Source organism: Algibacter pectinivorans, assembly GCF_900112595.1.
Lineage (GTDB): Bacteria > Bacteroidota > Bacteroidia > Flavobacteriales > Flavobacteriaceae > Algibacter_B > Algibacter_B pectinivorans.
In genome coordinates this window covers 1-13,156 of sequence record NZ_FOMI01000010.1, presented here as the reverse complement: position 1 = coordinate 13,156, position 13,156 = coordinate 1, and the positions used below count along the sequence as shown (strand labels likewise).

Below are 13,156 nucleotides of genomic sequence, written 5' to 3'. Positions count from 1 at the left end.
ATCTAAAAGACTACCAACTAAAGAAGAAAGACCAATAAAGACTATGAGCGAATTAAGTGTAAACCACTTATTAGGAATTAAATATCTTAAAGAAAAAGATATCCAACTTATTTTTGAAACTGCCGATCATTTTAAAGAAGTTATAAATAGGCCAATTAAAAAAGTCCCATCGCTTAGAGATATTACCATCGCCAATTTATTTTTTGAAAACTCTACAAGAACAAAATTATCTTTTGAGCTTGCCGAAAAACGATTATCGGCGGATGTGCTTAATTTTTCGTCTGCACAATCGTCTGTTAAAAAAGGAGAAACTTTAATTGATACCGTAAACAATATCTTATCTATGAAAGTAGATATGGTTGTTATGCGACACCCAAACCCTGGTGCTGGTGTATTTTTATCTAAACATGTTAATGCAAGTATTATTAATGCTGGCGATGGCGCCCATGAGCACCCTACACAAGCCTTATTAGATTCGTATTCAATACGGGAAAAATTGGGAGAAGTTAAAGGGAAAAAAGTGGTAATAGTAGGCGATATTCTGCACAGTAGAGTGGCCTTATCCAATATATTCGCATTACAATTACAAGGTGCAGAAGTTATGGTTTGCGGACCAAAAACGCTTATTCCTAAATATATAAATGAGTTAGGTGTAAAAGTAGAAACTAACCTTCGTAAGGCTTTAAACTGGTGCGATGTTGCTAATATGCTACGTGTACAAAACGAGCGTATGGATATTAGTTATTTCCCTTCAACTAGAGAGTATACCCAACAGTATGGTGTAAATAAAGATTTACTAGAAAATTTAGATAAAGAAATAACAATTATGCACCCCGGACCAATAAATAGAGGTGTAGAAATTACTAGCGATGTTGCAGATTCAAAACAATCTATTATCTTAGACCAAGTACAAAATGGTGTTGCAGTAAGAATGGCCGTAATTTATTTACTGGCATCTAAAATAAAACAATAGATTATGATTTTCGATCAAGATGGAAATACAGTAATAATTACTCAAGAAAAAGTTTCGTTAATTGAGTTGGTTAAAAAGCTTCAAACACTATATCCTAAATATAAAAACAATAATATAATTGTGGCTTTAACAAGTTTAGATAAACTTAGTAAAGATGACATTGCCGAGTTTTTAGATTTATCTAAAACACATAAAGCAGCAAAACACTCGTTTGTTATAGTATCCAATAAAATAGATATAGACACGGTCCCCGATGAGTTGGTGGTTGTCCCTACTGTTGTAGAAGCTCATGATATTATTGAAATGGAAGTTATGGAACGTGATTTAGGGTTGTAATATGGACCATTACCATTTAGCTGAAGTAAATATTGCCAAACGGTTGGCTCCAATGGACGATCCAATTATGCAGGATTTTATTAATAATGTTGATAAAATGAATGCTATTGCAGATGCCTCTCCAGGCTTTATTTGGCGTTTAAAGGACGAAGATAAAGACGAAGCTAATTGGGTGTTTAAGGACGATTCTATTATTATAAACATATCGGTTTGGAAAAATATCGACGCCCTTTTTAACTACACTTATAAATCTGGACACATAGAAGTTTTTAAACGCAAAAAAGAGTGGTTTAGTAAAATGAAACTAATGCATATGGCGTTTTGGTATGTACCAAAAGGTTATCAACCTACTTTTCAAGATGCTAAACACCGTTTAGATTATTTAAACACAAATGGTGCTACACCCTATGCGTTTACATTTAAATATACTTTTTCATTAGCCGAAGCCTTAACTTATAAAAAGCAATTTTAGCTTATGAAATTATCCATTTTAGGTTGTTACAGTGCAACACCTCGAACTTTAAACAATACAACATCGCAGGTTTTAGAAATTAATAACCACATGTTTTTAATTGATTGTGGCGAGGGTACCCAAGTACAATTACGAAAACATAAAATTAAGTTTAACCGCATTAAACATATTTTTATTTCGCATTTACATGGCGATCATTTTTTTGGACTAGTGGGTTTAATTTCTACCTTTAGACTCCTTACAAGAGAAACAGATTTGCATATTTATGGGCCCAAAGGCATAAAAGAAATTGTTGTTTTACAGATGAAGTTGGCTGATTCCTGGACAAATTATAATTTATATTTTCATGAGCTAACCTCTAATGAATCGGAGTTAATCTATGAAGATGAAAAGGTTGAAGTACATACCATTCCATTAAACCATAGAATTTATACTAATGGTTATTTATTTAAAGAAAAAGAAGGTTTACGTAAGTTAAAAATGAATGCCGTTGAAGAGGCCAATATAAATGTGGCGTACTATAGAAAGCTTACACAAGGTTTCGATGTTACAAATGAGGATGGTATACTAATAGACCATAAAACCGTAACAAAACCAGGACCTAAACCCAAAAGTTATGCTTTTTGTAGCGATACCATGTATAAAGAGGATATTGTTCCTATTATAAAAGATACCGATGTATTATACCACGAATCTACGTTTTTAGAACAGCATGCTCATTTAGCGGTTAAAACAAAGCATTCTACAGCTAAAGAGGCTGCACAAATAGCAAAACAGGCAAATATTGGTACCTTAATACTAGGACATTATTCAACACGCTACGGTACTATTAATCCTTTTAAAGATGAAGCTAAATCCATTTTTAATACAGTTGAGTTAGCTGAAGACGGTAGAACATTTGAGTTTTAATTAAACTCATTTAAATTTTCAACCCAGTCTATGGCTTCCTTTAACGACATGCAGCGTTTAATACTTATATTAGTAAATTTCTTTTCTATTGAGGCATTCATATAACTAGAGTTGTTATAAATAACAATTGCGCTAGCAATGGGACGAAAGTTACTGTTTTGAACTTTAGTCCAATTACTAGGATCAATCGAGTAGTGTTTTATTCTATTTGAGATATAAGCAACTTTAGCTTCTTTGCCATAAAAGACTTTTATTTTTTTAAAAGCTTCTTCAATACAGGTCCAATCAAAATGAACCCCTTCATTAATTTCACCTACGAAAAATGTTTTGGAAAGATAAAAATTTCCAAATGAAAATTCTAGTTTTGTAAAATTATAGGTTTTAAAGAATGCGTAATTTTCTATAGTCATGAATTCGTTTTATAATTTACTAATTTACTGAAATTGATAAAATCGGTTATATTATTTTACCTATTTCTATTATAATTTAGCACTACAAAACACTGATACATATATAACTTTACTTATTTTTTAATAACAAGCTGTAAATTAGTAAGTTAAAATATTAAAAAATTTGTATAATTTTTTTAAAAAAAAATTAATTTGCATATTATGGAAAAGGACTTAAGTAATTACAGAAAATCTTACGAAAAAGGTGAGTTACTGTTAAGTGATGTACCAGAAAACCCTATAGAACTATTTCAAAAGTGGTTTTACGAGGTAGATAAGCATTTTGTAGAAGATGAAACGAATGCCATGACAATATCTACAATAGGTTTGGATGGCTATCCTAAAAATAGGGTCGTTTTACTAAAAAAATTCACCTTTGAAGGGTTTATTTTTTATACCAATTATAATAGCGAAAAAGGTAAGGCTATAACTGCCAATCCTAATGTTTGTTTGTCTTTCTTTTGGCATGGAGCAGAACGACAAATTATTATTAAAGGTAAGGCCGAAAAGATAGCGCCTAATTTAAGCGATGGATATTTTGAATCTAGACCACGAGGAAGTCAACTCGGAGCAATAGCATCAAATCAAAGTGAGTCTGTACCTAACCGGGCATTTTTAGAAAATAAACTTAAAGATTTAGAAGATGTTTATTTGGGTAAAGAAATTAAAAGACCAAATTACTGGGGTGGTTATATTGTTAAACCGGTAGAAATGGAATTTTGGCAGGGGCGACCAAACAGGCTTCATGATCGTATTCGATATTTGCTTGAAGAGGACTATAATTGGCTTCTAAATCGATTATCTCCTTAAAAAAAACGATAAAATGCATGATTTTATTCATAAAGGATGTTTTTAAACGATTAAAAACACATAAAACCGATGAAATACATGTTTTTAGTCGATTTTAACATTTTCTTAACAGTTAATTTATAGTATAGGTTTAATTTTACAGTACCAAATCTATTACAACATTAAATTAACTTAACCTATGAAGTTATTTAGAAAATTACCTATGGTATTGCTATATGCCTTATTTACTTTTAGTTCTTGTAGCACGGATAACGATAAAAATGAATTTTCGGCAATTGAGATGAATCTTATACAACAAGAATCTAAAGCTATTGAGGTCGAAATATTAAAGCTTATTAATAGCCATAGATCTTCGTTAGGTTTAAATGCTTTAACAGAAATGAATATTGTAAAATCTGTAGCTTATAGTCACACAGATTATATGGTAGATAGAGGAGAAGTATCGCATCATAACTTTTTTACACGTAGTGAATATTTAAAAGCTAATGCTGGTGCTAAAAACGTGTCGGAAAATGTAGCTTATGGCTATAGTTCTGCAGAATCTGTTGTAAGAGCGTGGTTAAAAAGTGAAGCACATAAAGAAAATTTAGAAGGCGACTACACCAATTTTGATGTGTCGGCAGAAAAGAATGAGGAAGGTAAATGGTATTATACCAATATCTTTATAAAGAAATAATGCTTTTTAAGAGCATAAAATGAAATAACCTTTTTTAATGTACTATTTATTAGCTTAAATAATGTTTTAAATTGGTTATGATTAATAGCCCCAAATCTAAAAACCTCTCGATTTAACGAGAGGTTTTTTTTCTTGTTAATTGTGACGTTTACGGTAGTTTCGTTTTTTGGCTCTATTTTTTGTTTCTATTTAAGTAAAGGAAAGTTTAGTGGGGTTTAGTATTATACATAGTTGATTCTTAATTCCCTTCTTCTGATTAAAAAGAAAAGTATATTGAATTGAAACTCACTTTATTTAAGACTTGCTTAAACTACTTTATAATGAAATCAATAAGTTATTTATATAAAAAAACCTTAAAACCTAAACGCATTTTAGTGTTTTTTACTTTTTATTAATAATTAATTCATGCGAACAGTAAATTCTGTGCGTCTATTTTGTTGATGTTGTGCTTCGGTGCATTTTGCATTGCTATTGCAGTTATTAATTAAGTTCTTCTCACCGTAACCCATATAACTTGTAATGCGCGATGCTAGTATACCTTTTGATAGTAAATAGTTATAAACGTTAGTGGCTCTTTTTTGCGATAACATATCATTATAACTTTCCGTACCTCGAGCGTCAGAGTAAGAAGCAATGGCAATACTCATTTTTGGATATACGGTTAGCATCGTATTGGCTAAATTATCCAATGCTGATTTATCTTGATTTCTAATACTTGCACTATTAAAATTAAAATGAATAGGAGCGAAGCTAACCCTTTTAGGACTTTCAACCTCAATAGTATTATTTGGTGCTTTAGCAATAGGGTTATCTTCTTGTGGTTCTAAATTCGTTTCCTTATTAGTTTCCTTAAGTTCTAATTTTGTAACTCTTTCAAAAGCATAAATGTCATCGCTTCCAGCACCACCTTTTCTATTGGATGCTAAATAACCCGTTAGGCCATCCTCATTCATAAAAAAGGAAAAATCGTCTTTACTAGAATTAACAGGTATTCCTAAATTTATAACGCTAACAATATTTTTATCCTTATCTGCTACAGTGCCGTAAATATCGAGTAGTCCTAGTCCTGGGTGACCATCGGAAGAAAAAAACAGAGCACCTTTGGTATTTATGAAAGGAAATTTTTCATTTTTACTCGTGTTTACTTTAGGACCAAGATTTCGAGGTTTTCCAAAGGCCCCATTATTTAGGTCTATATAATAAAGATCGGATCCTCCATGTCCTCCGGGTCGGTCTGAGGTGAAATATAATTTGGTGTCATCTTCATTTAAAGCAGGGTGTCCATTAGAAAAATAGTTGCTATTAAAGGGAAGTTCTTCAATGTTTTTCCATTTTCCGTTTACTAATGTGGCCTTATATATTTTAAGGTTTGATATACCACTACCATTACGACCTAAAACATTTTTTATAAAATCGGTTCGAGAAAAATACATAGTTTTTCCATCTTTAGTGATAGTAAGTGGGCCATCATGGTAAACTGAATTTACACGTCCTTTTAATTTAGCTTTGTTACCAATAAGAGTATCATTAGAGTTTGCATTAATGGCATAAATGTTTAGAAAAGGTTCCTGGTCCCAGGCATTAATATGTTTTTTTATATCGCCCTTATCTCTAGCCGATGTAAAATATAGTTTATTATCGTGTTTATAGGCACCGAAATCGCTGAATTTAGAATTAAACTTAACGGTATTTAATGTAAAGTGCTGTTTTGAGTTAAAAATAGCGTTTAAAAAATCTGCATCTTTAATGTAGAGCGCTTCTTCAATGTCACCACCAGCATCTTTAAACTGTTTCATTACAGATCTAGACGTTTCGTAGTCTTCAATACCTCGTAAGGCTTGCGAATAGTTATAATAGTAGGCTATTGGCACATTACGTTGTTTAACTGCTTTTTCGTAGTAAATAACAGCGCTATCGGGGTTTCTTAAGTACGAATAGCTATCGGCTAATTGCCTAGTAGCGTATTCGGTATTTATACCTTGCTCAATCAATTCTTGATACGCATTTGTAGCTTGAACAAAAGCAAAATTATTAAATAGATTATCTGCTTTTTGTTGCTTAGCATTTTGCGAATACGTGTAAACTGAAATGGTTAGCAGTAATACTGTTGCTATATCGTTTTTTAATTTCATTTGGGGTGCTATTTAATTAAAAAAAATATTAAAGATATATACTACCAAACATTTAAATCGTGTTTGGCAGTATCTATTTGGTATAGCGGTAAATTAACTATTCCATTTTTACCACTATAAACTGTGTACGTCTGTTTAATTGATGCTCTTCTTCTTCACATTTTGTACCATCTTCACAACCGTTGGTTAATTTACGTTCTCCAAAGCCTTGGTGTTCTGTAATCCTAGAAGGATCAATACCTTTAGAAATTAAATACTCGTAAGTACTGTTTGCCCTATCAATGGATAATTTATCGTTATAAGAAAGTGTACCTCTAGAATCGGTGTGAGATTCAATTCGAATTACCATTTCTGGATAATCATTTTGCATTAGGCTTACAATTTTATTTAATTGAACTTCGGCATCATCTCTAATGACATGACTATCGAAGTTGAAGTAAATGGTGTTTAGGTCTATCTCGGCAAGCTTAACTACATCTTGGACTGGGTTAAGTAATAAGTTGGCTCTAACAGATGTTAATTCAGTTTGTAAATTTTTTGAAGTAAATTCTCTGTAATCTTCAATATACTTATCCTGATTTGCAATAATTTTATAATCTTGGTTTCTATCTATATTTATTTGGAAGTAACCATTTTCGTCGGTTTCCATAAAAGCAATTTGATTATTGGTGTCATCAAACAAAGTGATTTTAGCGCCTACAATAGGGAAGGTATTAATAGCATCTGTAACTACGCCTTCAACGTGTAGTGCTGGTTCTCTATGAAAAGCATATATATCGTCGCTTCCTCTGCCTCCTTGACGGTTAGAAGCAAAATATCCCGTAATTCCGTTTTGGTTCATGGTAAAAGCAAAATCATCCTTATTGGAATTTACTGGGACACCCAGGTTAATAACATCTACAATGCTTTCTTCGTCTTCACCTTTAATAGCGGCATAAATATCTAATAAACCTAAGCCAGTATGGCCGTCTGAAGAGAAAAATAAAACACCTTCATTATTTATAAACGGGAAGCCTTCGGCTTTTTCTGTGTTAACAACATCTCCAAGGTTTTGAATATTTCCTAAAGAACCATCTGAAGCAATATCGGCAGTCCAAATATCCGATCCCCCATGCGTTCCTGGTCTATCGGATGTAAAATACAATTTTGTTTCATCAACATTTAGGGCAGCATGTTGTGTAGAATAATCGTCGCTGTTTATGGATAGGTCTTCTACGTTTGTCCATAAGCTATCTACTTTTGTGGCGCGATAGATTTTCATATTGGTAAGTCCGTTTTTATCCTTCAGCTCAATATCATCTTTGAAATTGTTTCTAGAAAAATACATGGTTTTACCATCTTTGGTAATAGTAACAGGTCCATCGTGATAAATGGAATTAATATCACCTTTTAATTTAGCAGTGTGATTTACATTTCTTTTGGAGCCCGCTTTGGTTACATAAATATCCAAAAAGGGTTGTTCGTCCCATCCATATAAGCGTTTAATGGCAACACCTTCGTCTCTAGAAGATGCAAAGTAAACTAATCCATCATGCTCAAAAGCACCGAAATCGCTATATTTTGAATTGAAGCGTACTCGATCTAGAAAGTATTGTTGTTTTGCCCCGAAAACACTGGTTATAAAATTGAGGTCTTTTGAAAAATCGTCGGTATCTACAACACCTCCTGAATCCTTGTAGCGTTGGAGCCAAATTTGAGATTCGTCGTATTTTTTCATGCCTCGGAGCGATTGCGCATATTTATAATAATACTCTACCGGTACATCCTTTTGTTTTACAGCACTTTTATAGTATCGAGAGGCATTTCTAGGGTCTCTTAAAAGGGCATAACTATCCGCAAGTTTTCTTGTAGCGTAGTTTCTGTTGTAATTATCTTGAACAAGTTCTTTGTATAGCTTTGCGGCTTTAACAAAGGAGAATTTATTAAATAATGTGTCTGCTCTCTTTTGTTTTCTTTGTTGAGGGAACAGAGAAAGGCTTAGTAATAAAGCCATACAAACTAATATGTAATTTTTAGTGTTCATAGATAAGTTAGGATTAAAAATATCTTGGTGATTTTAGTTTAGAACTTAAGAATTTAAACTCATACATAAGTAAAATTTCATGGGTTCCTGTGGTATAATCTGCAATTTCTGATGTTGGTTTCTCATAAGCATACCCCACACGTAATTGTCTAGATAGTTGAAAGTCAGCAATGATTCCAATAGCTGCTGTTCTTTCGTTGATTCTATACGAACCACCTATCCAAAATTTTTCACTAAAAAGGAAATTGGCAGTTAGATCGTAAGAAACAGGAGCCCCGTTAGTAGCTTTTATTAAAGTAGCTGGTTTAAATTTAATACTTTTTGTAAGATCAATAACACCACCCGCAGTAAAATAATAACTTATATTATCTAAAGCCTCAAAGGATCTGTTATTGTTACTGCCATTATTTAATATTCTTGGGGCGGATATACTTGCGTATACACGGTTTGTACTCCAATATACACCAGCACCTATATTTGGCGACCATCTATCTTCTGTACCAAATATTAAAGGATCATTTTGGTTATCTTCATCTAATCTAAAATTAGTATCGAAACTAAATTGTGTAAAACCAGCTTTAATACCGAACGCTAGTTTTCCATCTCTACCTGTTGGAATGTTGTACGCAAAATCACCATATAAATAAGTGAAATTTTGCGGACCTAAATCATCTTCAATTAAAGATAAACCTAAACCAATTCTGTCATTTCTTAGCGGTGTATGTACAGATAAGGTTTGCGTTATTGGTCCACCTTTAAAACCCACCCATTGGCTTCTGTGTAAACCTACAACACTTAAAACTTCTCTACTTCCTGCATACGCTGGATTGATTGAAATAGTGTTGTACATATACTGGGTAAATTGGGGTAGTTGTTGTGCAACTGCAATTGTACTACTAAATAATACAAGAGCGATTAAATTAAATTTAATAAACTTCATAGGTTAAGGTTTATTTGGTTCCTAAGTATACAGGACCGGTAATTGGGTCCAATCCACTATTTCTTAAATTAATGATATAATAATACGTTCCATTAGGTAATTTTCCATTATTACCAAATGATGCTTTGGTTGATGACCCATCCCATTTTCCGAAAGCTCCAAAAGCATTTCCTTCTCTTTCGCTTCCTAAGGTGTATTCATTAGATTCATAAACTAGGGCGCCCCAACGGTTAAATATTTTAACTTCGGCAACGAAGCCACATAATGTAATCCCTTCAATATCAAATGTGTCATTAAAATTATCACCATTAGGCGTTAATGCTGTAGAGATGCTAATGTCTTTTTCACCACAAGGTAGTACTTTACATGTTGCGTCTACAACCATAATGACATCTGTGATATTTAAACACCCAGATTGGAAACCTGTATGGCGTAAAATATATTGAATACCTTGCGTATTAGGATTAAATTCTTCAGAATAAATAGTGTCTAAATTTGTTGGGTCAAAAATACTTCCATTTATGGTTGCTACTGGACTACCTTCAATAAGTTCCCAAGAACCACCTGTTACACCTTCTGATAAGAATCCGTCTAAGTTTACTACACCATTATCAAAACATATATCTTCTGCAACAACTTCATTTATAATTTCATCGAGAGAAACATTTAAAGTTTGGGTATAATCCTCTGTATTTCCACAAGCATCACTTACGGTCCATGTTCTTATAATTTGGTAATCTGCAATGACGTTTTCATCAAATGTATTAGTTTCAGTAAATTGTTGAATTACATTAGAAGAACAGTTATCTGTAAAGGTCATCTCTGGTGCTTCAGGAATATCAGTACAACTTACATCAAGAACGTCTTGAAAGTCTGAAGTAGGGATAGGAGCAGTAGTATCTTGTACCGTAATAATTTGGGTATACGATTCTGTTAATCCACATTCATCCGTAGCTAGGTAAGTTCTTGCAATTATATAATTAGAAGGACAGTTACCATCAGTTCTAACATCGCTAACGGTTACCTTAGCTTCACCACAATTGTCTATTGCTGTAATTATAGCCACTTCAGGTATCATATCGCACTCTACCGTTACGTTTTCTGGTAGGGCTTCAACAAAAGTTGGCGCCGTGGTGTCTTGTACAATAATGTTTTGAGTGTGGGTTGTTGTTATTCCACATTCATCTGTTGCTACCCATCTACGGGTTATTGTATAGTTGTTAGGACAAGTTCCATTGGTTCTAGAATCGGTAATACTTACTGTTGCATTGCCACAAGTATCGGTAGCCGTTAATATTATAGGATCTGGAATAGCATCACATTCTACAACTAAATTAGGGCTTGGTAAATCTTCAACAAAAACCGGAGGTGTTGTATCTTGAACCGTTATATTTTGTACATGTATATTGGCTACACCACAATCGTCTGTTGCAATGTATGAACGTTTTATAACAAAGTTATACGGACAGTTTCCATCAATCCTTTCGTCTTCGACAGTTACAATTGCAGTACCGCAATTATCTGTAGCTGTTAAAGTTTCCGGTTCTGGAATGTTATTACATTCTACAACAATAGGTCCTGGCAGTGTTTCTTGATCGAATGTTGGAGCAATAGTATCTGCAATAGATATTACTTGGTCTTTACTTATTGAGTTACCACATGCATCTGTTGCTGTCCAAGTACGAACTATGGTATAAACACCACTACACGTACCATTTGTTCTTACATCGTTAAACGTAATAGTAGGGTTAGGGTCGCAATTATCTGTTGCTGTTGCCTCATCGAGGGTTAATGGAGAAAAATCATCACTACACTCCGCGGTTACACTCTCTGGAATTGAAATTACTGGAGGTGTGTTATCCTTAATGATATATGTATAAGTATAAACGATTTCATTTCCAGCACAATCGGTATATGTGAAGGTGTATATTTTTTCGCCTTCGCAAACAGGATCTTCGTTTTCTGTAATAACCGGAGTTATGTTATTTCCGCAAGCATCTGTTAGTACAAGAGCTGTAGGTTGTAAAGCTTCATCAATACATTCTACTGTAGTACTTTCGTTAATAGGAGCTTCTGGAGCTGTTTTTTGAATGGTGTAAGTGTAAACATAAACCGATTCGTTACCAGCACAGTCTGTAAATGTGAATGTATAGACTTTGTCGCCTTCACATTCTGGATCTGGACTTTGAGTAATTACAGGAGTAATATCGTTTCCACAAGGGTCTGTTACATCTGGTATTGCTGGTTGTGTAGCGTCTTCAATACACTCAACAATAGAACCGTCGTTAGCAGGAACTACAGGTGCATTTGTTACATCAATAGTATAAGTATAGGTGAAAACAGAAATGTTATTGGCACAATCTGTATATGTAAAGGTATATACTTTTTGACCTTCACAATCTGGATCTGGACTTTCTGTAATTACTGGAGTAATTTCATTTCCACAAGAATCATATACTTCAGCAATTTCTGGTAAAGTAGCATTTGCTAGACATTCCACGTTAGAACTAGCATTCTCGGGTACAACTGGTCCTGTTGATATTTCGATAGTATAGGTAAATACATAAACCGATTCGTTACCTGCGCAGTCCGTATACGTAAAAGTATATGATTTTTCACCTTCACAATCTGGATCTTGGCTTTGCGAAACAGTTGGTATAATAGCATTACCACATGTATCTGAAACAACTGGGGCTTCTGGTAGAATAGCTTCTGCAAGACAGCTAACTGTAGTGCCTGCATTTTCCGGAACAACCGGTGATTCTATAAGATTAATTTCATAGGTATATTCCCAAATATCTGTATTACCGGCACAGTCTGTATAGGTAAATGTGAATGTTTTGTTTCCTTCGCAAGCTAGATTTGTGCTTTGAGTCATTACAGGTATAATTTCATCGCCATTAGCATCGTTAACCGTTGGAGGTGTTGGAGCGATAGCTTCAGAAATACATTCCACACTAGAAGTTTCATTTTCAGGCACGGTAAAAGGTGCTAATTCTATAGTGTAAGTGTACGTCCAATTGGCTGTGTTATTAGCACAATCTGTGTACGTATATGTATAGGTTACAGACCCTTGACAATCTGGAGTTTCAGTTTTTACAGGTTCAGACGGTGTAATTGGATTATTGCAATTATCGTTTACTGTTGGAGGAGTAGGCTCTACAGCATCATCTAAATTATCAACCGTTTCAAAACCATTAGCAGGTAAGATAAAGGCTGTAAGTTCAATGTTGTAAGTGTATGTATATACGGCTTCGTTTCCTGCACAATCCGTATACGTAAAGGTGTATATTTTTTGACCTTCGCACTCAGGGTCTGCATTTTCAGTAACTACAGGAGTAATATCATCACCACAAGCATTAGTTAATTGTGGAGCTTCAGGTAGGGTAGCATCAGCAATACATTGTACATCTGTAACAACATTTTCTGGAACGCT

General features: G+C 33.7%; 11 protein-coding genes. 6 read left to right on the top strand and 5 right to left on the bottom strand.

What is annotated here, in order from left to right:
- Nucleotides 1-43 precede the first annotated feature (43 nt).
- Genes BMY96_RS13625 through BMY96_RS13610 form a run of 4 tightly spaced genes read left to right on the top strand, consistent with a single transcriptional unit; the run spans nt 44 to nt 2,690 of the window.
- On the top strand, nt 44-973 hold the full coding sequence (locus BMY96_RS13625) for an aspartate carbamoyltransferase catalytic subunit (protein ID WP_092853117.1): 930 nt from the start codon (nt 44-46) through the stop codon (nt 971-973).
- A 3-nt stretch (nt 974-976) separates the two neighbouring features.
- Entirely contained in the window at nt 977-1,309 is a 333-nt protein-coding gene (locus tag BMY96_RS13620) for a ribonuclease Z (RefSeq protein ID WP_092853115.1), read from the top strand.
- A gap of 1 nt (nt 1,310) precedes the next feature.
- Nucleotides 1,311-1,781 carry a DUF3291 domain-containing protein gene (locus tag BMY96_RS13615; RefSeq protein WP_092853113.1) on the top strand — a complete coding sequence of 157 codons (471 nt, stop codon included), beginning with the start codon at nt 1,311-1,313 and terminating at the stop codon, nt 1,779-1,781.
- 3 nt (nt 1,782-1,784) lie between these two features.
- Nucleotides 1,785-2,690, top strand: a complete 906-nt coding sequence (locus BMY96_RS13610) for a ribonuclease Z (RefSeq protein ID WP_092853111.1) — start codon at nt 1,785-1,787, stop codon at nt 2,688-2,690.
- Here BMY96_RS13610 and BMY96_RS13605 read toward each other — a convergent pair.
- Entirely contained in the window at nt 2,687-3,100 is a 414-nt protein-coding gene (locus BMY96_RS13605; RefSeq protein WP_092853108.1) for a hypothetical protein, read from the bottom strand. The two genes, BMY96_RS13610 and BMY96_RS13605, sit on opposite strands and share 4 nt — an antisense overlap.
- Nucleotides 3,101-3,301: 201 nt before the next feature.
- Here BMY96_RS13605 and pdxH point away from each other — a divergent pair, with 201 nt between their 5' ends.
- The gene (pdxH, locus tag BMY96_RS13600) at nt 3,302-3,949 is read left to right on the top strand and encodes a pyridoxamine 5'-phosphate oxidase (RefSeq protein WP_092853106.1); all 648 of its coding nucleotides are present in this window, start codon (nt 3,302-3,304) and stop codon (nt 3,947-3,949) included.
- Between the two features lie 178 nt (nt 3,950-4,127).
- Nucleotides 4,128-4,625, top strand: coding sequence for a CAP domain-containing protein (locus BMY96_RS13595; protein ID WP_092853104.1), 498 nt, complete (start codon nt 4,128-4,130; stop codon nt 4,623-4,625).
- A gap of 398 nt (nt 4,626-5,023) precedes the next feature.
- Here BMY96_RS13595 and BMY96_RS13590 read toward each other — a convergent pair whose 3' ends face one another.
- The 4 genes from BMY96_RS13590 to BMY96_RS13575 form a co-directional block, all read right to left on the bottom strand.
- Nucleotides 5,024-6,757 carry an OmpA family protein gene (locus tag BMY96_RS13590; protein ID WP_092853102.1) on the bottom strand — a complete coding sequence of 578 codons (1,734 nt, stop codon included), beginning with the start codon at nt 6,755-6,757 and terminating at the stop codon, nt 5,024-5,026.
- A 97-nt stretch (nt 6,758-6,854) separates the two neighbouring features.
- Nucleotides 6,855-8,780: an OmpA family protein gene (locus BMY96_RS13585; protein ID WP_175473580.1), complete on the bottom strand. Its 1,926-nt coding sequence runs from the start codon at nt 8,778-8,780 to the stop codon at nt 6,855-6,857.
- Between the two features lie 13 nt (nt 8,781-8,793).
- Nucleotides 8,794-9,720, bottom strand: a complete 927-nt coding sequence (locus BMY96_RS13580; protein ID WP_092853100.1) for a PorP/SprF family type IX secretion system membrane protein — start codon at nt 9,718-9,720, stop codon at nt 8,794-8,796.
- A 10-nt stretch (nt 9,721-9,730) separates the two neighbouring features.
- The coding region (locus tag BMY96_RS13575; protein WP_092853098.1) for a T9SS type B sorting domain-containing protein at nt 9,731-13,156 on the bottom strand (3,426 nt) is incomplete at its 5' end.